Here is an 18,911-nt window from a genome sequence, read left to right as displayed (position 1 = left end):
ACAAAAGTAATCTCGTTGCTTTTTTCCACCTTGGTCTAGCCGCCTATCGCGTAATCCGGCTAGCCTGACCCTTTGATCTTCGGAGTTTTGTGATGTCAGACCTATCCGCGATGATCGTAGGATGCGGTGATGTAGGCGGCCGCCTGGCCCGGCAACTGCTGGCTCGCGGTTGGCAGGTCAGTGGCCTGCGACGTTCGGTTGGCCAACTGCCGGCCGGAGTGATACCGGTCGCCGCAGACCTCTTGAGCCCGGAGATTCCCCAGGCATGGCCAGTGCGTGCGCCGGACTACCTGGTGTACTGCGTAGCGGCCAGCCAGCACGATGAAGCCGGTTACCAGGCTGCGTACGTCGAGGGTTTGCGGCACGTATTGTCTTGGTTGAACGAGCGAGGACAACGCCCGCGTCGCCTGCTGTTCGTCTCCAGCAGCAGTGTCTATGCGCAGAAAGATGGCGAATGGATCGACGAGACCGCCGCCACCGAACCCGAGGGTTACTCCGGGCGGATCATGCTGGAGGCAGAGCGGCTAGCCCTGGGCAGTGGCATTCCAGCTACCCTGGTGCGCTTGACGGGAATCTACGGGCCAGGTCGCGAATGGCTGCTCAGCCAGGTGCGTCAAGGTTACCGCGTGGCCGCGGAGCCGCCGCTGTATGGCAACCGCATCCACGCTGAAGATGCCGCAAGCCTGCTCGCCTTCCTGTTGCAGGCCGACGCTAAGGGTGTGACGTTGGAAGATTGCTATATCGGTGTCGACAATGACCCGGCGCCCTTGGCCGATGTGGTGGCCTGGCTGCGAGCGTACATGGGTGTCACCGAGTGGTCGGATGAGCAACGCGTGCGGCGCACCGGTAGCAAGCGCTGCAGCAACGCCCGGGCACGCGCGTTGGGGTGGGCCCCGGTGTATCCGAGCTACAAGGAAGGGTACGCAGCCATTCTTGCGCAGCGTTGACCTTGTCGCCGACTTGCCCGCATCCCCAAATCTCACACAGGGCTGGCCTGCCCCCAAGAAGCTGGACACAAATCCAACCCTTGGGGGCCGTCAAGGGCAGTGCAGGTCGTTATGCCGCGATCAGCCGCGCTCGAGCACCCACTTGCGAGCGCCCGGTGCCAGGGTTGGCACCTCATCGGGCTGTGCGCTGTTGATTGCCTGGAAGATCTCCAGCTTGTCGCCATCGCGTTTGAAGATGAATGGCGCGCCACGCTGGTCACGCTCCAGCCACAGGCTGTCATTGCTGCCGCCCATGGCGGCGCAGTCGCCGGCAAGGCACAGGGCATAGCGGTCCGGGCCGGGCAGGCCAGTGACGCTGCCGTTATCGGCGAAACGCACCACGCCGCCTTTACCCTGTCCTTCGACGATCTTCCATTCGCCGCCCAGATAGGACTGGTACAACGCCTTTTCGAAGCTGCTGCCAAGCGGAGCGTCAGCCGCATTCGGTTGCTTGGCACGGACGAAGGTCTGCTCAGCGCCGCGCTGGTCGGTGGCTTTCAGTTCATCGCCATCCAGTTTCAACTGCTCGGTCTGGCCACCGGGGAAGCTGGCTTGCCATTGCTTGTCATTGGCGCTCAACTGGCCATCGGCAGCTTCGAAGCCGTTGCTGTAGCTGACTTGCTGGTTGGCGACATCGAGTTTCCACTCAAGGACCGGCCCATGCTTGTCCAGCGCCTGGCGCAGGCTACCGCCCTTGGCGGCCTCGATGGCGTCCTGGTTGATCCAGACGCCGTTGAAATCTTCGGGTTTGTGGCTGGCACAGCCGCTCATGAGCAGGGCGGCCAGTGCGAAGGGGAGTGCTTGACGCATGGCTGTATAACCTTGGCAGGAAGGTGACGGGCAGGGCGCCCGTCACCAGGGCATCATTCGATGACCAGAATGGCGTCCATTTCAACCTGGGCGCCTTTCGGCAGTGCGGCAACGCCGATGGCGGCGCGGGCCGGGTACGGCTGCTCGAAGTAACGGCCCATGACTTCGTTGACTTTGGCGAAGTGGCTCAGGTCAGTGAGGAAGATGTTGAGCTTGACGATGTCCTTGAAGGAACCACCAGCAGCTTCAGCCACGGCCTTGAGGTTTTCGAATACCTGTACGGTCTGGGCTTCGAAACCTTCGACCAGTTCCATGGTTTTTGGGTCCAGCGGGATCTGGCCCGACATGTACACGGTGTTACCGGCCTTGATCGCCTGGGAGTAGGTGCCGATAGCGGCAGGGGCCTTGTCGCTGTTGATAACAGTCTTGCTCATGATGACTCCTTGCTGTTGACGGACTACGCACGCATGCGGGTGATGCGGACCACGCCGGTCAGCGTACGCAGCTTCTTGATCACTCGCGCCAGGTGCACGCGGTCGTGCACGCTGACCACCAACTGGACCACGCTGATTCGACCGTCGCGTTCGTCCATGCTGATCTTCTCGATGTTGCCATCGGCGGCATTGACACTGCTGGCGAGCAGGGCGATCAGACCGCGCTGGTGCTCCAGCTCGACGCGCAGCTCGACATTGAATTCGCCAGTGATGTCCTTGGCCCAGGAGAGCTGCACGCACTTCTCTGGGTTGTGTCGGATTTCGCTGATGTTCCGGCAGTTCTCAAGGTGCACGACCATGCCTTTGCCTGCGGACAGGTGGCCGACGATGGGGTCGCCCGGAATCGGTGTGCAGCACTTGGCGTAACTGAGCACCAGGCCTTCGGTGCCACGAATGGCCAGCGGGCCTTCCGGAGCCGGCAATGGTTCGCCTTCGGCCGAAAGCAGGCGGCGGGCGACGACATAGGCCATGCGATTGCCCAAGCCGATGTCTTCGAGCAGGTCTTCGATCAGTTCCAGACGGTACTCGGCAAGAATCGCCAGGATACGGTCCTGCGGTATCTGCTCCAGACTGCTGTCGAACCCGGTCAGCACTTTGTTCAGCAGGCGTTCGCCCAGGCTGATGGATTCGGAGCGGCGTTGCTGCTTGAGCGCGTGGCGGATGTGCGTGCGCGCCTTGCCGGTGACGACGAAGTTGAGCCAGGCCGGGTTGGGCCGGGCACCTGGCGCACTGACGATTTCCACGGTCGAGCCGCTTTGCAGGGGTTCGGAGAGCGGTGCCAGGCGGCGATTGATGCGGCAGGCGATACAGCTGTTGCCAACGTCAGTGTGCACGGCATAGGCAAAGTCGACAGCGGTGGAGCCTTTGGGCAGCTCCATGATTCGCCCTTTGGGCGTGAAGACGTAGACCTCGTCGGGGAACAGGTCGATCTTCACGCTCTCGATGAATTCCAGCGAGTTGCCGGCGCGTTGCTGCAGTTCGAGGATGCCCTTGACCCACTGGCGGGCGCGGGCATGGCTGCCTTTGGGCTGCTCGTCCTCGTTGGACTTGTAGAGCCAGTGCGCGGCGATGCCGTTGTTGGCCATCTCTTCCATCTCGCGGGTGCGGATCTGGATTTCGATGGGCACGCCGTGCATGCCGAACAAGGTGGTGTGCAACGATTGGTAGCCGTTGGCCTTGGGGATCGCGATGTAATCCTTGAACCGGCCCGGCAGCGGCTTGTACAGGTTGTGCACGGCACCGAGCACGCGGTAGCAAGTGTCGACCTTGTCGACGATGATGCGGAAGGCATACACGTCCATGATCTCGTTGAAGGCGCGACGCTTGCCGCGCATCTTCTTGTAGATGCCATAGAGGTGTTTCTGCCGGCCGCTGACTTCGCCCTCGATACCGTCTGCAGCCAGGCAGTTGGCCAGTGACTGCTCGATCTTGGCGACGATTTCCTTGCGGTTGCCGCGAGCGCTCTTGACTGCCCGGTGGATGAGCGACGAGCGCATCGGGTGCATGGCCTTGAAGCCGAGGTCTTCGAACTCCACGCGCACGGTGTGCATCCCCAGACGATTGGCGATGGGGGCGTAGATTTCGAGGGTTTCCTTGGCGATGCGCCGGCGTTTTTCGCCCGACAGCACTTCCAGGGTGCGCATGTTGTGCAGGCGGTCAGCCAGCTTGACCAGGATCACGCGGATATCGCGAGCCATGGCCATGGCCATTTTCTGGAAGTTCTCGGCTTGCGCCTCGGCCTTGGTTTCGAAGTTCATCTGGGTCAGCTTGCTGACCCCGTCGACCAGCTCGGCGACGGTTTCGCCGAACTGCTGGCAGAGGGCTTCCTTGGCGATGCCGGTGTCTTCGATCACGTCGTGCAGCATGGCGGCCATCAGGCTTTGATGGTCCATGTGCATGTCGGCAAGGATGCTGGCCACGGCCAGCGGATGGGTCACGTAGGGCTCACCGCTGCGGCGGCGCTGCCCGTCGTGGGCCTGTTCGGCGTAAAAGTAGGCGCGACGAACCAGGTTGACCTGCTCCGGGCCCAGATAGGTCGACAGCCGTTCGGCTAAGGCTTCTATACCCGGCATGGATTCACCTCTTGCCGAGGAAGAGGGCCTTGTGCCGCACGATGTCGACCAGGGCATGGATCAGACCGCCTCGTTGGACTCGTCCTCGAACGCGGCGAAGACCGGATCCTCGGTGACGATCTCTTCTGCGGCGATGAACTCAGGGGTAACGATACCTTCGGCGATTTCGCGCAGGGCGACCACGGTCGGCTTGTCGTTTTCCCATGCTACGCGCGGTTCTTTGCCGCCGGTAGCCAGCTGACGTGCGCGCTTGGTCGAGAGCATGACCAGCTCAAAACGGTTATCCACGTGTTCCAGGCAGTCTTCAACAGTAACGCGGGCCATGGTCTTCCTCAGTAGCAAATGCGGTAGGCGTGCAGCCCAATATGGGCGGGCGGACTCGATAGTTTAAAAAATCACCAGCCAATAGGGAAGCGCTGTTTTGTCCGGTGGCTCGGTGTCGGCTTCTGCGCGGGTACATCCGCGTCTGCTGGGAATGCGCGGGTCATGAACCGCGGCAGCCGCGAAAGGGCCGTTACAGACACCCTCGATGCATGATTCCGACGATAACGTCCCAGGCCCCAGGAACACAACATCCCTTACAACATTGCGTCGCGCAACCGGGGTGTCAGTTCTTCGAAGAGTGTCTGTACCGAGCGCAACGCCCGGCAGTCCGGCCGCGTCAACAGCCACAACTGGGTGTCGCAACCCGGTAGCGGGCCGCTCAGCGCCTCCACTCCAGGCAATGCGTGCACCATGTAGTCAGGCAGCGCCGCTACACCAAGGCCAGTGCTCACCAGCTGGGCGATGGTCGACATGCCGCTGCACTGGTAGCGCGGGCTAAGCCCTGGGTACTGCTGGTTGCGCCAAACCACCGTGGGGTGATCCTGCATTGAGTCGTCCGGGGCGATCCACGGCACGCTGCTGGCAGACTCGGCCAGGCGTTCGCGCCACTGCGCTTGGCCGCAGATCACGTAGGAGGTGGACCCCAGGCAGCGTCCGACCAGATGTTCCGGTGGCGTGTTGGTCAAGCGCAGGGCGATGTCGGCATCGCGTCGGCTCAGGTTGGCGAAGGTGTTGGACGTACCCATCTCCAGCGACAGCGCTGGGTAGTTCGGCATGAACGCAGCCAGCGCGGGCAGCAGCAAGGTGTGCATCACCGCCTCGGTGCAGGTCAGTCGAACCGTGCCGCTGACTACCTGCTCGCCGCTGGTCATGGCGATGCGCGCAGCGTCCAGCGCTTGTTCGGCACGTTCGGCCTGTTCTGCCAGGGCCTGTGCGGTGTCGGTGGGCAGGTAGCCCTTGCGGCTTTTGACGAACAAGGCGGTGCCCAGCGCCGACTCAAGGCGACGTATGGAGCGGAACACGGTCGAGACGTCGACCTTGAGCAATTCGGCAGCCTTGGCCAGCGAGCGGCCACGTTCCAGGGCCAGGACCAGAGAAAGGTCGGCATGGGTAATCTGATATTGCATTGGTGCACGCTCTGCTTGCCGAATTGCCAATGTCTGTTGCGTTGAGGCCATTTTATAGTGAAACGGCCCCCGGTAATCAATGCAGCCGGTCGGGCAACCTATCCCCCGATGGGAAAGTGAAAAGAACAACAGTAGCAACCATCGCCGCCGCCGAGGCGCCAGTCGTATCCCCTCACATCGCCGCAGCAAATCAAAGGATGTACAGCCATGACGTCGGTAACCCCGTGCGCCAGTTCTTCCAGCGAGATGAATGAATTCCTCAAGGCCCATCCGGACACTCAGTACGTCGATCTGCTGATCTCCGACATGAATGGAGTGGTACGTGGCAAGCGTATCGAGCGCGCCAGCCTGCACAAGGTGTACGAGAAGGGCATCAACCTGCCTGCCTCGCTGTTCGCCCTGGATATCAACGGCTCGACCGTCGAGAGCACCGGGCTTGGCCTGGATATCGGCGATGCCGACCGCATCTGCTACCCGATCCCTGGGACGCTTTCCGATGAGCCGTGGCAGAAACGTCCGACCGCCCAGTTGCTGATGACCATGCACGAACTGGATGGGCAGCCGTTCTTCGCCGACCCGCGCGAGGTGCTGCGTCAGGTGGTCAGCAAGTTCGACGATCTTGGCCTGGACATCTGCGCCGCGTTCGAGCTGGAGTTCTACCTGATCGACCAGGACAACCTCAACGGTCGTCCGCAACCGCCGCGTTCGCCCATTTCGGGCAAGCGCCCGCAGTCCACCCAGGTGTACCTGATCGACGACCTCGACGAATACGCCGACTGCCTCCAGGACATGCTCGAAGCTGCCAAGGAGCAGGGCCTGCCGGCTGACGCCATCGTCAAGGAAAGCGCCCCGGCGCAGTTCGAAGTCAATCTGCACCATGTCGCTGACCCGCTGAAGGCCTGCGACTACGCGATTCTGCTCAAGCGCTTGATCAAGAACATCGCCTACGACCATGAGATGGATACCACCTTCATGGCCAAGCCCTATCCGGGTCAGGCGGGCAACGGCTTGCATGTGCATATCTCGTTGCTGGACAAGAAGACCGGCAAGAACATCTTCGCCAGCGATGATCCGCAGGAAAGTGAAACCCTGCGCCATGCCATCGGTGGCGTCCTGGAAACCATGCCTGCCTCCATGGCGTTCCTGTGCCCGAACATCAATTCCTACCGCCGTTTCGGTGCGCAGTTCTATGTACCCAACGCCCCGAGCTGGGGCCTGGACAACCGCACAGTGGCTGTACGCGTACCCACCGACAGCCGCGAAAACGTGCGTATCGAGCACCGCGTGGCCGGTGCGGACGCCAACCCGTACCTGATGCTCGCGGCGATTCTCGCCGGTATCCATCACGGCCTGACCCACAAAGTCGAGCCAGGTGAACCGATCGAAGGCAACTCGTACGAACAGTTGGAGCAGAGCCTGCCGAACAACCTGCGCGATGCCTTGCGCGCGCTGGACGACAGCGAAGTGCTCAATCAATACATCAGCCCGGACTACATCGATATCTTCGTGGCCTGCAAGGAAAGCGAACTGGCCGAGTTCGAAGTATCGATTTCCGACCTCGAGTACAACTGGTACCTGCACACGGTGTAAGCCCATGAGCGCAATTGCGGTCCCCTTGATCGGTGTCAGCGCCTGCCGTCAGCAGGTGGGGAAGAACTCGTCGCACACGGTGGGCGACAAGTATGTCGAGGCGGCGGGCTTTGCCGGGCTGCCACTGCTGTTGCCGGCTCGCGATGCCGGCAGTGACACGCAGGCGCTGTTGGCGCAGCTCGACGGCATTGTTTTTACCGGTTCGCCTTCAAATATCGAGCCGCATCATTACAATGGCGCCCCCAGCGCGGAAGGGACCCGGCACGACCCTGCTCGTGACCGCCTGACCTTGCCGCTGCTGCAGGCGGCCATTGCCGCCGGTGTACCGGTGTTCTGCATTTGTCGTGGTTTCCAGGAATTGAATGTGGCCTTGGGCGGCACTCTGCACCAGCGCGTGCAGGAGCTGCCTGGCTTCCTGGACCACCGTGAACCTGAGGATGCACCCCTGGAGGTGCAATACGGCCTTCGTCACCCCGTCAGCACCGAGCCGGGCGGGTTGTTCGAGCGCCTGGGCCTGGCTGCGCAGTTCGAAGTCAATTCGTTGCACAGCCAGGGTATCGACCGCCTGGCCCCAGGGCTGCGTGTCGAGGCACGGGCCCCGGATGGCCTGATCGAAGCGGTGTCGATGGTTGATGCACCTGGCTTTGTGCTGGGTGTTCAGTGGCACCCTGAGTGGCGTTTCGCCGAAAACCCGGTCTCCTTGCGCCTGTTCCAGGCGTTTCGTGAGGCCTGCATTGCCCATGCTGCACGGTAGGGTCATGACCCGAAGGTCTTGGATGACCTAAACCGATTCGCAAGCTTTCAATGAGTGAAAGCGCCTTGCTTGCAAGGCCTGTGACAACAATTCCAATAGTTACGGCGTTTTCTCATGAGCAATTACACAGAAGCCGGCCGCCCACCTGACGTGGCGACCGACTCGGGCAATACCTCGCGCGGCAAAGGCCTGGCCAAGGGCCGTTTGGGCTTGCTGGCCAGCGTGGTGCTGGGCATTTCCACCATCGCGCCGGTCTACACCTTGACCGGCGCCCTCGGGCCAACCGTCCGCGAAGTCGGCGCTCACCTGCCGGCGGTGTTCATCGTCGGTTTCCTGCCAATGCTGCTGGTGGCCCTCGGCTATCGCGAGCTCAACTCGGCGGAGCCTGACAGCGGTACTTCATTCACATGGTCGGCCCGTGCCTTCGGCCCAATGATCGGCTGGATCGGCGGCTGGGGGTTGGTAGTTGCCACCACCATCGTGTTATCCAACCTGGCGGGCGTGGCGGTCGACTTCTTCTACCTGTTCCTTGCCCAGATCACCGGTCAGCACGAACTGGCGGCCCTGGCGGACAACCTGTTGATCAACATCACGACCTGTTGCGTGTTCATCGCCTTGGCGGTGTGGATCTGCTGTCGCGGCATGACCACGACCATGACGGTGCAATATGGCCTGGTAGCCTTGCAGCTGTTGGTATTGATCGGCTTTGCCTTTGCAGCGTTCGGCGAGACCACGGCGCCGCCCCCGCTGGAATTCGATTTTGCCTGGTTCAACCCGTTTGGCGTCGAGTCGTTCTCGGCGTTCGCTGCCGGGCTGTCGCTGTCGATCTTCATCTTCTGGGGTTGGGACGTATGCCTGACCGTCAGCGAGGAGTCGATTGGCAGTGACGAGGTGCCGGGCAAGGCAGCGACCTGGACCGTGCTGCTGATTCTCGGGCTGTACCTGCTCACGGCCATCGCCACCCTGCAGTTCGCTGGCATCAGTGAGGAAGGCCTGGGCCTGAACAATCCGCGCATTCAGGAAAACGTCTTTGCCCACCTGGCCGGTCCGGTGATGGGGCCGTTGGCGATCCTGATGTCCATTGCCGTGCTGGCCAGCACCGCCGCTTCGTTGCAGTCGACCTTCGTTTCGCCCGCGCGCACCTTGCTTGCCATGGGGTACTACGGTGCCGTTCCGCAGAAGTTCGCCAGCGTCTGCCCGCGTTCGCAGACGCCGCGTTACGCCACCATCTGCGCAGGCGTTGCCGCGGGGCTGTTCTACGTTACCATGCGTACCCTCAGTGAGAACGTGCTGGCCGACACCATCACCGCGCTGGGGATGATGATCTGCTTCTACTACTCGCTGACGGCTTTCGCCTGTGTCTGGTACTTCCGTGACAGCCTGTTCGACAGTCTGCGCCACTTCTTCATGCGTGGCCTGTGCCCGTTGGTGGGTGGGGTGATTCTGTCGGTGATCTTCGTGCGCACCGCGATCGACAGCGCTTCGCCAGACTTCGGTAGCGGCTCGCATGTGGGGGGGCTGGGGTTGGTGTTCGTGATTGCAGCGATCATCTCGGCACTGGGGATCGTACTGATGATGCTGTCGCGGATGCGCGCGCCGGCCTACTTCCTGGGGGCTACCCTGCGTCAGCAGGCTACCCTGCCTCTGCCGGAGTGATGTTGGGGCCGCACAGCGGCCCCTGTGAACCTTCAGCCGACCAGCTGCTTCAACAACGCCCCATGCCGCTGCTGTTGTTTCTTCAGCAGCAGCCGGTTGGCGACGAACACCGCCTTCAACTCCTGCAGCGCGACATCGAAATCATCGTTGATGATCACATAGTCGTACTCGTCGTAGTGCACCATCTCGCTGACCGCTTCCTTCATGCGTCCGGCGATGATCTCTTCGCTGTCCTGTCCACGGCCATCCAGGCGCTCGCGCAGCGCCTGCTGGCTTGGCGGCAGAATGAAAATCGACAGTGCGTCCGGCATCAGCTTGCGCACTTGCTGCGCACCTTGCCAGTCGATCTCCAGGATCAGGTCGTAGCCCTGGTCGAGGGTCTGCTGCAGTGCGCTGCGCGAGGTGCCGTAGAAGTTGCCGAAGACTTCGGCATGTTCCAGGAAGTCGCCTTGCTCGATCAGCGCCTTGAACTCTTCGTGGATGACGAAGTGGTAGTTCACGCCGTGCGTTTCGCCTGGGCGCATGGCGCGCGTGGTGTGCGAGACCGAGACGCGGATCTGCTGGTCGTCATTGGTCAGGGCGGTGACCAGGCTGGTCTTGCCGGCGCCCGAAGGGGCCGAGACGATATAGAGGGTGCCGCTGCTGTGATTCATGGTAGGGGTGGCCTTACTCGATGTTCTGTACTTGTTCACGCATCTGTTCGATCAGCACCTTCAGGTTGACCGCCGCTTGCGTGCTGCGCGGGTCGAAGGCCTTGGAGCCCAGGGTGTTGGCCTCACGGTTGAGTTCCTGCATCAGGAAATCCAGGCGCCGTCCCGCTGCGCCACCGGACTTGAGTACCCGGCGCACTTCGTTGACGTGGGTGCTCAGGCGGTCCAGTTCTTCGGCGACGTCGCTCTTCTGGGCCAGCAGGACCATCTCCTGCTCCAGGCGCTGCGGGTCGAGCTCGGCCTGCAGGTCGCCGAAGCGATCAAGGATCTTCTGCCGTTGGGCTGCCAGCATTTGTGGCACCAGGGCGCGTAGGGTGGTGACCTCGCTGGCCATACTGTCCAGGCGCTCGTTGATCAGACGCGCCAGCTCCTGGCCTTCGCGCAGACGACCGGCCTTGAGCTCGGCCAGGGCTTCGTCGAACAGCGCCATGGCCTCGGCGTTCAGGGCCTGCGGGTCACTGGCGTCAGCCACCAGTACCCCCGGCCACGACAGCACTTCCAGCGGGTTGAGCGGGGCTGGCTGCTTGATCAGGCCGGCGACCTCTTCGGCTGCGGCAACCAGTTGCGAGGCGCGCTCACGGTCGACCTTGAGCGGCTTGCCGGCGTTGTCTTCATTGAGACGCAGGGTGCATTCCACCTTGCCCCGGGACACGCCCTGGCGCAGACCTTCGCGGACGGCGCCCTCAAGGTCGCGCAGCGCTTCGGGCAGGCGCAGATGGGGTTCCAGGTAACGGTGGTTGACCGAACGCAGCTCCCAGACCAGGGTGCCTTGGCTGCCGGCGCGCTCGACTCGAGCAAAAGCGGTCATGCTGTGCACCATGGGGAGTACCTCGCGTTGATGGAGTGAACGGAAAAGCCTTTCGGCTGCAAGGCGCAGGATTGTAGCGCAGTGGGACCTTGGCGCCCAATCCACCCATGTTACAGAGTGGCCGCTGGGCAGTGGGAAAAGTCGACAGGCTGCCAGGCGCACGACAATAGGCATGTCCTCGCAAGGCGTCGGGCCCTATAATGCAGGGCAGATTCAAAGTCCCGGTACAGGTATCCCAGATGAAACGTCCAAGTGGTCGCGCCGCCGATCAGCTTCGCTCGATCCGCCTCACCCGCAACTACACCAAGCACGCCGAGGGGTCGGTACTGGTCGAGTTCGGCGACACCAAGGTCGTCTGCACGGTCAGCGTCGAGAATGGTGTTCCCCGCTTCCTCAAAGGCCAGGGCCAAGGCTGGCTGACGGCAGAGTACGGCATGCTGCCGCGCTCCACCGGTGAGCGAAACCAGCGCGAGGCCAGCCGTGGCAAGCAGGGTGGTCGCACCCTGGAAATCCAGCGCTTGATCGGCCGTTCGCTACGCGCCGCCCTGGACATGAGCAAGCTGGGCGACATCACGCTGTACATCGACTGCGACGTGATCCAGGCCGACGGTGGTACGCGCACCGCTTCGATTACCGGTGCCATGGTCGCCCTGTGCGACGCCCTGGCGGTGATCAAGAAGCGTGGTGGCCTGAAGGCTGGCAACCCGCTCAAGCACATGATCGCCGCCGTGTCGGTGGGTATGTACCAGGGTGAGGCCGTGCTGGACCTGGACTACCTGGAAGACTCCGCTGCCGAGACCGACCTGAACGTGGTCATGACCAGTGCCGGCGGCTTCATCGAAGTGCAGGGCACTGCCGAGGGCGCGCCATTCCAGTCGGAAGACTTCAACGCCATGCTGGCGCTCGCGCAGAAGGGCATGAACGAAATCTTCGAGCTGCAGCAGGCTTCGTTGGCTGACTGATTCCAGTCGATCCAGACGAAAATGGGGCCGCAAAAGCGGCCCCATTTCGTTTAGATGGTCAGCGTCCAGTCGTAATCCACAATCAGCGGCGCATGCTGCGAGAAGCGCGGCTGGCGTGGCAGGCGGGCATTGCGCACGAAGCGGCGCAGGCCTGGAGTGAGGATCTGGTAGTCGAACCGGTAACCCAGGTTGAGCATCTCAGCCTGCTCGTTGTCCGGCCACCAGCTGTACTGGTCACCTTCACGACTGACCTCGCGCAGCGCATCCACGTAACCCATGTCGCCGGTGATGGCGTCCATCCAGGCACGCTCCGGCGCCAGGAAGCCTGGCGACTGCTGGCTATCACGCCAGTTCTTGATGTCGAGCTTCTGCTGCGCCACGTAGAACGAGCCGCAATAGATGTATTCACGACGCTTGCGCCGCTGCTTGTCCAGGTACTTGGCGAAGTCGTCCATCAACTTGAACTTCTGGTTCAAATCTTCGTCGCCGTTCATTCCCGAAGGTAGCAGCAGGGTAGCGATGCTTACCTTGTCGAAGTCGGCCTGCAGGTAACGCCCGTAGCGGTCGGCTGTCTCGAAGCCCAGGCCCGTGATGACTGCCTTGGGCTGCATCCGCGAATACAGTGCCACGCCACCTTGGGCAGGCACTTCCGCGTCGCAGGCATAAAGGAAATAGCCATCGAGCTGGAAAGCTGGGTCATCGAGTTCAAAGGCCGAGGCGCGGGTATCCTGAAGGCAGATGACGTCGGCATTCTGGGCTTGCAGCCAGCTGAGCAATCCTCGCTCGGCCGCAGCCTGAATGCCATTCACGTTCACACTGATGATCCGCATAAATGGCCCCAAAAATCTCGTGCGTGTATGATACCCGAGCTCAACTCATTTAGCTAAATCCGTGGTGCCCGAGACATTTATGCAGCCGTATCAGCGCGACTTCATTCGTTTTGCCATCGATCGCGGGGTTCTGCGTTTCGGTGAATTCACCCTGAAATCGGGGCGTACCAGCCCGTACTTCTTCAATGCAGGCCTGTTCAACACAGGCTCCGCCCTGGCGCAGCTGGGTCGTTGCTACGCGGCGGCCATCGTCGACAGCAAGATCCCGTTCGACGTACTGTTTGGCCCAGCCTACAAGGGTATTCCCCTCGCAGCGGCCACTGCCGTGGCCCTGGCCGAGCAGCATCAGCTCGATGTGCCATGGTGCTTCAACCGCAAGGAAGCCAAGGACCACGGCGAAGGCGGCAGCCTGGTTGGCGCGCCGCTGGCCGGCGACGTGCTGATCATCGACGATGTGATCACTGCCGGTACCGCCATTCGTGAAGTCATGCAGATCATCAATGCCCAGCAGGCCAAGGCCGCGGGCGTGCTGATCGCGCTGAACCGTGAAGAACGTGGCAATGGCGAGCTGTCGGCGATTCAGGAAGTGGAACGCGACTTCGGTATTCCGGTGGTCAGCATCGTTTCGCTGACCCAGGTGCTGGAGTTCCTGGCCGATGACCCGCAGCTCAAGCAGCATCTGCCGGCTGTCGAGGCGTATCGGGCGCAGTACGGGATCTGATCCTGGCCCGGTAATGAAAAAGGCGACCTTCGTGAGACGGTCGCCTTTTTTGTGTCGCCTGTTCCGGCCCTTTCGCCGGTTAGCCGTGACGCTTGCGGTTGGTGATCAGGGTGCCGACACCGCTGTCGGTGAAGATCTCAAGCAGCACCGCATTCGGCACGCGGCCGTCGATGATGTGCGAGCTGTTCACGCCACCCTGGACCGCTTCCAGGGCGCACTTGATCTTCGGCAGCATGCCGCCGTAGATGGTCCCGTCGGCGATCAGTTCGTTGACCTGCTCGGTGGTCAGGCCGGTCAGGACCTGGCCTTGCTTGTCCATCAGGCCGGCGATGTTGGTCAGCAGCATAAGCTTCTCGGCTTTGAGCGCCTCGGCCACTTTGCCAGCCACCAGGTCGGCGTTGATGTTGTACGACTCGCCATTGGCGCCCACGCCGATTGGCGCGATCACCGGGATGAAGTCGCCCTTGACCAGCATGTTCAGCAGGTCGGTGTTCACGCCCACGACTTCGCCGACGTGGCCGATGTCGATGATTTCCGGCGTGGTCATCTCCGGGGTCTGACGGGTGACGGTGAGCTTCTTGGCGCGGATCAGCTCCGCGTCCTTGCCGGTCAGGCCAATGGCACTACCGCCATGACGGTTGATCAGGTTGACGATGTCCTTGTTGACCTGGCCGCCCAGCACCATTTCCACGACGTCCATGGTTGCCGCGTCGGTAACGCGCATGCCGTCGATGAAGTGGCTTTCGATCGACAGGCGCTTTAGCAGGTCGCCAATCTGCGGGCCGCCGCCGTGAACCACCACCGGGTTGATGCCGACGGCCTTCATCAGCACGATGTCACGGGCAAAGCCGGTCTTGAGCTCTTCGCTCTCCATCGCGTTGCCGCCGTACTTGATCACCAGGGTCTTGCCGACAAAGCGGCGGATATAGGGCAGCGCTTCGGACAAAACCTCGGCTACATGGGAAGCGGCATCGCGATCGAGGGTCATGCAGGGCTCCAGTAAGGAACAGATAGTCGGTCAGAACGGCAGTTGCAGCTCAGGGGCAACCCGCAGCAACTGAGTGCGGAAAACATCCTTGATACGTTGCAACTCGGCGTCGCTTTCGGCCTCGAAGCGCAGCACCAGCACCGGCGTGGTGTTGGAGGCGCGAACCAGGCCCCAGCCGCGGGCATAGTCCACCCGGACACCGTCGATGGTGGTCAGGCTGGCTTCGCCCCAGTCGGCGTCGCGTTGCAGTGCATCAATGATGCTGAATTTACCCTCGTCGGTCACATCAATATTGATTTCCGGCGTGGAAATATCGTTCGGGAACGCTGCGAACAGGCTTTCGGCATCCTGGTCGGCCTTGCTGAGGATCTCCAGCAGGCGCGCGGCGCTGTAGATGCCGTCGTCGAAACCATACCAGCGTTCCTTGATGAAGATATGGCCGCTCATCTCGCCCGCGAGCAAGGAGCCGGTCTGCTTCATCTTCTTCTTGATCAACGAGTGACCGGTCTTCCACATTAGCGCGCGGCCACCGTGCTGTTCGATCAGCGGGGTCAGGCGGCGGGTGCATTTGACGTCGAAGATGATTTCGGCGCCAGGGTTGCGGGCCAGTACGTCCTGGGCGAACAGCATCAGCAGGCGGTCTGGGTAGACGATGCTGCCGGTGTTGGTCACTACGCCGACGCGGTCGCCGTCACCGTCGAAGGCCAGGCCGATGTCGGCACCGGTTTCCTTCACCTTGGCGATCAGGTCCTTGAGGTTCTCGGGTTTGCCTGGGTCCGGGTGGTGGTTGGGGAAGTTGCCATCCACCTCGCAGAACAGCGGGATGACTTCGCAGCCCAGCGCTTCGATCAGTCGCGGTGCGATGACGCCTGCGGCGCCGTTGCCGCAGTCCACCACCACCTTGAGTTTCTTGGCCAGCTTCACGTCACTGACGATCTGCTGGAAGTAGCGGTCCAGAATCTCGACCTTTTCCACACTGCCCTGGGCGCGCGGCACGTCGTTGGTCTGCAGGCGGGTCAACAGGGCCTGGATTTGCTCGTTGGCCAGGGTGTCGCCGGCGATGACGATCTTGAAACCGTTGTAGTCCGATGGGTTATGGCTACCCGTCAGCATCACGCCTGATTTGCCGGCCAGTACATTGGCGGCGTAGTACAGCGCGGGGGTCGGCACCAGACCGACATCGCTGACATGGCAACCAGCATCGGCCAGCCCCTTGATCAGTTGTTCGACCAGCATCGGGCCGGACAAACGGCCGTCGCGGCCGACCGAAACCTTTGGCTCGCCCTGGGCAATGCTTTGGGCACCGATGGCGCGGCCAATCCAATAAGCCGTTTCAGCATGCAGGGTTTTGCCGACCACGCCGCGAATGTCATAGGCGCGGAAGATGCTCTCGGGCAGTGCGGGTACCAGGTGGGCCATGTCATTCATCTCGGGAAGCTCCATTAGTCAAAGGCTTTCTGGGCAGGCACAAACTGAACGCTTGGACGGTGGAATTGCCAGAGAGTTCGCCATCCTTGGCCTGAACGGTTGTCGGTCGGCTCAGTGGCTGCCGGAGTGACCGAAGCCGCCCGCGCCACGCTGGGTCTCATCGAAGGCCTCGACGATGTCGAAGTGAGCCTGCACCACCGGCACCAGCACCAACTGCGCGATGCGCTCGCCGACGGCGATGGTGAAGGGGGTATTGCCACGGTTCCAGCACGACACCATCAGCTCACCCTGGTAGTCCGAGTCGATCAGCCCAACCAGGTTGCCGAGCACGATGCCGTGTTTATGACCCAGGCCCGAGCGCGGCAGGATCATGGCGGCCAGGCCTGGGTCGCCGATGTAGATCGACAGGCCAGTGGGAATCAGCAGGGTCTGGCCGGGTTCGAGGACAGTGTCCTCCTTGAGCAGTGCGCGCAGGTCCAGGCCGGCGGAGCCGGGGGTGGCGTACTGCGGCAGGGGGAATTCAGTGCCCAGGCGTGGGTCGAGAATCTTGGCTTGAAGAGCGTGCATGTAACTTATTGAACCTGGTTGAGCCGTTCGGCGATGAAGGCGACCAACTGGCGGGCAATCTTGCCCTTGCTGGTCTGCGCGAAGAGGGTCTGGTGCTGCTGGCGGTCGATCACGGTCAAGGCATTCTCTTCGCTGTTGAAGCCAATGCTGGGGTTGGCCACATCATTGGCGACGATCAGGTCGAGGTTCTTGTCCTTGAGCTTGCGCGTGGCGTAATCGAGCAAGTGCTCGGTCTCGGCGGCGAAGCCGACGCTGAACGGGCGGTCGTCACGGCCAGCAATGGTGGCGAGGATATCCGGATTGCGCACCATCTGCAGCAGCATGCCGTCGCCAGTCGTAGGATCTTTCTTAAGTTTCTGTGTGGCGACGACTTCCGGGCGGTAGTCCGCAACCGCTGCCGAAGCGATGAACAGGTCGCACGGCATGGCCGCTTCGCAGGCCGCAAGCATGTCCCGTGCGCTCACCACGTCGATACGGGTCACCCGGTCGGGTGTTGGCAGGTGGACAGGGCCGGTGACGAGGGTCACCCGAGCCCCGGCTTCTGCAGCCGCCTCGGCCAGGGCAAAGCCCATCTTCCCGGAGCTATGATTGGTGATGTAGCGCACCGGGTCGATGTTTTCCTGGGTCGGGCCGGCGGTAATCAGTACGTGCTTGCCGGTCAGGGCCTCGCGCTTGAAGCTCTCGGCGGCGCACCAGGCCAGGTCGGTGGGTTCGAGCATGCGGCCGAGGCCGACATCGCCACAGGCCTGGCTGCCGGAGGCCGGGCCGAACACCTGGATGCCGCGGCTCTTGAGCAGGTCGAGGTTGGCCTGGGTGGCAGGGTCGCGCCACATGGCCTGGTTCATTGCGGGGGCTACGGCCACGGTGGCGTCGGTCGCCAGCACCAGGGTAGTCAGCAGGTCATCGGCCATGCCCTGGGCCATGCGCGCCATGAGGTCGGCGGTGGCGGGGGCGATGAGCACGAGGTCGGCCCACTTGGCCAGTTCGATATGGCCCATGGCCGCTTCAGCGGCAGGGTCGAGCAAATCCATGTGCACGGGGTGCCCGGAGAGCGCTTGCAAGGTCAGCGGGGTGATGAACTCGGCACCACCACGGGTCATGACGACGCGCACCTGCGCGCCGTGCTCCAGGAGTCGGCGAATCAGTTCGGCACTCTTGTAGGCGGCGATGCCGCCTCCCACGCCGAGAACGATGCGCTTGCGATACAGCCGCTGCATAGGCTTGCCTTTTTCCAGTGAAAGCGGGCGGCGACGAAGACTGCCTGCGGCAGAACGTCGCATGTACGAGGCGAAATAGATTAACACAGGGCCGAAACGCGCCGCAGTAGGTTGCCAGGAGGGGGCATGAACATGAGGGAGTGGCCGACTGAAGAGCGGCCGAGGGAGAAGTTGCTGCAACGGGGAGTGGGTAGCTTATCGGATGCTGAGCTATTGGCGGTGTTCCTTGGCTCTGGTGTTCGCGGTCGGAATGTTGTGGAGCTGGCGCGAGGGCTGTTGGTGAAATTCGGAAGTCTGCGCCAGTTGCTTGAGGCCGATAGAGAGGCATTCATGGCTGAACTTGGGCTTGGGCCAGTGAAGTACAGTCAGTTGCAGGCGCTTCTGGAAATCGGGCGAAGGCATCTGGCTACGGCTATCGAGCGCGAGTCGGCCATGGAGAGCCCATCGGCGGTTCGGCGTTATCTGAAGGCCATGTTGCGCCATGAGGCCAGTGAAGTGTTCGGTTGCCTGTTCTTGGATACCAAGCATCGGCCACTGGCCTTCGAGATCTTGTTCAGGGGCACGATAGACCGGGCCAGCGTCTACCCGCGTGAAGTGGTCCGGCGGGCGTTGCTGCATAACGCCGCGGCCTTGATTCTGTGCCACAACCATCCTTCGGGTAACTGCGAGCCGAGCCAGGACGATGTGCACCTGACGCTATCGCTGAAGCGGGGGTTGGCGTTGATCGATGTGCGGGTGCTGGACCACATCATCATCGGCGACGGGGAGCCGCTGTCGATGGTCGAGCATGGGTGGATCGTGGCTTAGGGGGGAAGTGCTTGTCTTGCTGGAGGGGGAGCTGTGAGATCGAGCGCCGCCCGTGCGGCG

At 62.2% G+C, this 18,911-nt stretch carries 18 protein-coding genes and 1 pseudogene; 7 read left to right on the top strand and 12 right to left on the bottom strand.

Going from position 1 to position 18,911, the window contains the following annotated elements:
• Positions 1-92: 92 nt before the first annotated feature.
• Positions 93-947, top strand: a complete 855-nt coding sequence (locus VXM67_RS01845; RefSeq protein ID WP_023383044.1) for an NAD-dependent epimerase/dehydratase family protein — start codon at positions 93-95, stop codon at positions 945-947.
• 120 nt (positions 948-1,067) lie between these two features.
• Here the strand turns inward: VXM67_RS01845 and VXM67_RS01840 are convergent, their stop codons facing one another.
• From VXM67_RS01840 to VXM67_RS01820, 5 genes are all read right to left on the bottom strand, one after another.
• The gene (locus VXM67_RS01840; RefSeq protein ID WP_023383043.1) at positions 1,068-1,796 is read right to left on the bottom strand and encodes a hypothetical protein; all 729 of its coding nucleotides are present in this window, start codon (positions 1,794-1,796) and stop codon (positions 1,068-1,070) included.
• Positions 1,797-1,849: 53 nt separating this feature from the next.
• A complete protein-coding gene (locus tag VXM67_RS01835) occupies positions 1,850-2,230 on the bottom strand; it encodes a RidA family protein (RefSeq protein ID WP_009684531.1) in 381 nt (126 codons plus the stop codon).
• 23 nt (positions 2,231-2,253) lie between these two features.
• Positions 2,254-4,362 (bottom strand): bifunctional GTP diphosphokinase/guanosine-3',5'-bis pyrophosphate 3'-pyrophosphohydrolase, encoded by a 2,109-nt coding sequence (spoT, locus tag VXM67_RS01830; protein ID WP_023383042.1) that lies wholly within the window; start codon positions 4,360-4,362, stop codon positions 2,254-2,256.
• A 60-nt stretch (positions 4,363-4,422) separates the two neighbouring features.
• Positions 4,423-4,686, bottom strand: coding sequence for a DNA-directed RNA polymerase subunit omega (rpoZ, locus tag VXM67_RS01825; RefSeq protein WP_016394025.1), 264 nt, complete (start codon positions 4,684-4,686; stop codon positions 4,423-4,425).
• Between the two features lie 254 nt (positions 4,687-4,940).
• Positions 4,941-5,813 carry a LysR family transcriptional regulator gene (locus VXM67_RS01820; RefSeq protein WP_023383041.1) on the bottom strand — a complete coding sequence of 291 codons (873 nt, stop codon included), beginning with the start codon at positions 5,811-5,813 and terminating at the stop codon, positions 4,941-4,943.
• A gap of 207 nt (positions 5,814-6,020) precedes the next feature.
• On the opposite strand from VXM67_RS01820, the gene VXM67_RS01815 reads away from it, so the two are divergent.
• The 3 genes from VXM67_RS01815 to VXM67_RS01805 all read left to right on the top strand — a co-directional run bounded on the left by VXM67_RS01815 (position 6,021) and on the right by VXM67_RS01805 (position 9,813).
• A complete protein-coding gene (locus VXM67_RS01815; protein ID WP_023383040.1) occupies positions 6,021-7,403 on the top strand; it encodes a glutamine synthetase family protein in 1,383 nt (460 codons plus the stop codon).
• Between the two features lie 4 nt (positions 7,404-7,407).
• On the top strand, positions 7,408-8,157 hold the full coding sequence (locus tag VXM67_RS01810; RefSeq protein ID WP_027906665.1) for a gamma-glutamyl-gamma-aminobutyrate hydrolase family protein: 750 nt from the start codon (positions 7,408-7,410) through the stop codon (positions 8,155-8,157).
• A gap of 114 nt (positions 8,158-8,271) precedes the next feature.
• Complete coding sequence (locus VXM67_RS01805; RefSeq protein WP_023383037.1) at positions 8,272-9,813, top strand: APC family permease; 1,542 nt, start codon at positions 8,272-8,274, stop codon at positions 9,811-9,813.
• A gap of 32 nt (positions 9,814-9,845) precedes the next feature.
• Here the strand turns inward: VXM67_RS01805 and gmk are convergent, their stop codons facing one another.
• Together gmk and VXM67_RS01795 are read right to left on the bottom strand one after the other, a co-directional pair.
• A complete protein-coding gene (gene gmk / locus VXM67_RS01800; RefSeq protein WP_023383036.1) occupies positions 9,846-10,466 on the bottom strand; it encodes a guanylate kinase in 621 nt (206 codons plus the stop codon).
• Positions 10,467-10,479: 13 nt separating this feature from the next.
• Positions 10,480-11,343: a YicC/YloC family endoribonuclease gene (locus VXM67_RS01795; protein WP_023383035.1), complete on the bottom strand. Its 864-nt coding sequence runs from the start codon at positions 11,341-11,343 to the stop codon at positions 10,480-10,482.
• A 227-nt stretch (positions 11,344-11,570) separates the two neighbouring features.
• Between VXM67_RS01795 and rph the strand changes: the two genes are divergently transcribed.
• Positions 11,571-12,293 (top strand): ribonuclease PH, encoded by a 723-nt coding sequence (rph, locus tag VXM67_RS01790; RefSeq protein ID WP_023383034.1) that lies wholly within the window; start codon positions 11,571-11,573, stop codon positions 12,291-12,293.
• A 50-nt stretch (positions 12,294-12,343) separates the two neighbouring features.
• Here the strand turns inward: rph and VXM67_RS01785 are convergent, their stop codons facing one another.
• Positions 12,344-13,123 carry an exodeoxyribonuclease III gene (locus tag VXM67_RS01785; protein ID WP_023383033.1) on the bottom strand — a complete coding sequence of 260 codons (780 nt, stop codon included), beginning with the start codon at positions 13,121-13,123 and terminating at the stop codon, positions 12,344-12,346.
• A gap of 79 nt (positions 13,124-13,202) precedes the next feature.
• Between VXM67_RS01785 and pyrE the strand changes: the two genes are divergently transcribed.
• Entirely contained in the window at positions 13,203-13,844 is a 642-nt protein-coding gene (gene pyrE / locus VXM67_RS01780) for an orotate phosphoribosyltransferase (protein WP_011536401.1), read from the top strand.
• 79 nt (positions 13,845-13,923) lie between these two features.
• On the opposite strand, the gene argB is transcribed toward pyrE, so the two are convergent.
• The 4 genes and pseudogenes from argB to coaBC form a co-directional block, all read right to left on the bottom strand.
• Complete coding sequence (argB, locus tag VXM67_RS01775) at positions 13,924-14,832, bottom strand: acetylglutamate kinase (RefSeq protein WP_023383032.1); 909 nt, start codon at positions 14,830-14,832, stop codon at positions 13,924-13,926.
• A gap of 30 nt (positions 14,833-14,862) precedes the next feature.
• Positions 14,863-16,230: pseudogene (locus tag VXM67_RS01770) on the bottom strand (phosphomannomutase/phosphoglucomutase); the annotation flags it as partial.
• Positions 16,231-16,371: 141 nt separating this feature from the next.
• Entirely contained in the window at positions 16,372-16,827 is a 456-nt protein-coding gene (gene dut, locus VXM67_RS01765) for a dUTP diphosphatase (protein ID WP_023383030.1), read from the bottom strand.
• A gap of 5 nt (positions 16,828-16,832) precedes the next feature.
• Positions 16,833-18,044: a bifunctional phosphopantothenoylcysteine decarboxylase/phosphopantothenate--cysteine ligase CoaBC gene (gene coaBC, locus VXM67_RS01760; protein WP_023383029.1), complete on the bottom strand. Its 1,212-nt coding sequence runs from the start codon at positions 18,042-18,044 to the stop codon at positions 16,833-16,835.
• 126 nt (positions 18,045-18,170) lie between these two features.
• Between coaBC and radC the strand changes: the two genes are divergently transcribed.
• The gene (gene radC, locus VXM67_RS01755) at positions 18,171-18,851 is read left to right on the top strand and encodes a DNA repair protein RadC (protein ID WP_023383028.1); all 681 of its coding nucleotides are present in this window, start codon (positions 18,171-18,173) and stop codon (positions 18,849-18,851) included.
• The last annotated feature ends 60 nt before the right edge of the window (positions 18,852-18,911 follow it).

The organism is Pseudomonas sp. Rh2 (assembly GCF_040762985.1).
In the GTDB taxonomy this organism is placed as follows: domain Bacteria; phylum Pseudomonadota; class Gammaproteobacteria; order Pseudomonadales; family Pseudomonadaceae; genus Aquipseudomonas; species Aquipseudomonas taiwanensis.
This window is presented reverse-complemented; position numbering and strand designations above follow the sequence as displayed.

Coding starts and splice junctions, on each gene's coding strand:
- gmk (WP_023383036.1), bottom strand. CDS start 10,466: ATGAATCACAGCAGCGGCACCCTCTATATCGTCTCGGCCCCTTCGGGC.
- rph (WP_023383034.1), top strand. CDS start 11,571: ATGAAACGTCCAAGTGGTCGCGCCGCCGATCAGCTTCGCTCGATCCGC.
- VXM67_RS01835 (WP_009684531.1), bottom strand. CDS start 2,230: ATGAGCAAGACTGTTATCAACAGCGACAAGGCCCCTGCCGCTATCGGC.
- coaBC (WP_023383029.1), bottom strand. CDS start 18,044: ATGCAGCGGCTGTATCGCAAGCGCATCGTTCTCGGCGTGGGAGGCGGC.
- VXM67_RS01795 (WP_023383035.1), bottom strand. CDS start 11,343: ATGGTGCACAGCATGACCGCTTTTGCTCGAGTCGAGCGCGCCGGCAGC.
- VXM67_RS01805 (WP_023383037.1), top strand. CDS start 8,272: ATGAGCAATTACACAGAAGCCGGCCGCCCACCTGACGTGGCGACCGAC.
- dut (WP_023383030.1), bottom strand. CDS start 16,827: ATGCACGCTCTTCAAGCCAAGATTCTCGACCCACGCCTGGGCACTGAA.
- VXM67_RS01815 (WP_023383040.1), top strand. CDS start 6,021: ATGACGTCGGTAACCCCGTGCGCCAGTTCTTCCAGCGAGATGAATGAA.
- VXM67_RS01820 (WP_023383041.1), bottom strand. CDS start 5,813: ATGCAATATCAGATTACCCATGCCGACCTTTCTCTGGTCCTGGCCCTG.
- VXM67_RS01845 (WP_023383044.1), top strand. CDS start 93: ATGTCAGACCTATCCGCGATGATCGTAGGATGCGGTGATGTAGGCGGC.
- VXM67_RS01840 (WP_023383043.1), bottom strand. CDS start 1,796: ATGCGTCAAGCACTCCCCTTCGCACTGGCCGCCCTGCTCATGAGCGGC.
- VXM67_RS01810 (WP_027906665.1), top strand. CDS start 7,408: ATGAGCGCAATTGCGGTCCCCTTGATCGGTGTCAGCGCCTGCCGTCAG.
- spoT (WP_023383042.1), bottom strand. CDS start 4,362: ATGCCGGGTATAGAAGCCTTAGCCGAACGGCTGTCGACCTATCTGGGC.
- VXM67_RS01785 (WP_023383033.1), bottom strand. CDS start 13,123: ATGCGGATCATCAGTGTGAACGTGAATGGCATTCAGGCTGCGGCCGAG.
- radC (WP_023383028.1), top strand. CDS start 18,171: ATGAACATGAGGGAGTGGCCGACTGAAGAGCGGCCGAGGGAGAAGTTG.
- rpoZ (WP_016394025.1), bottom strand. CDS start 4,686: ATGGCCCGCGTTACTGTTGAAGACTGCCTGGAACACGTGGATAACCGT.
- pyrE (WP_011536401.1), top strand. CDS start 13,203: ATGCAGCCGTATCAGCGCGACTTCATTCGTTTTGCCATCGATCGCGGG.
- argB (WP_023383032.1), bottom strand. CDS start 14,832: ATGACCCTCGATCGCGATGCCGCTTCCCATGTAGCCGAGGTTTTGTCC.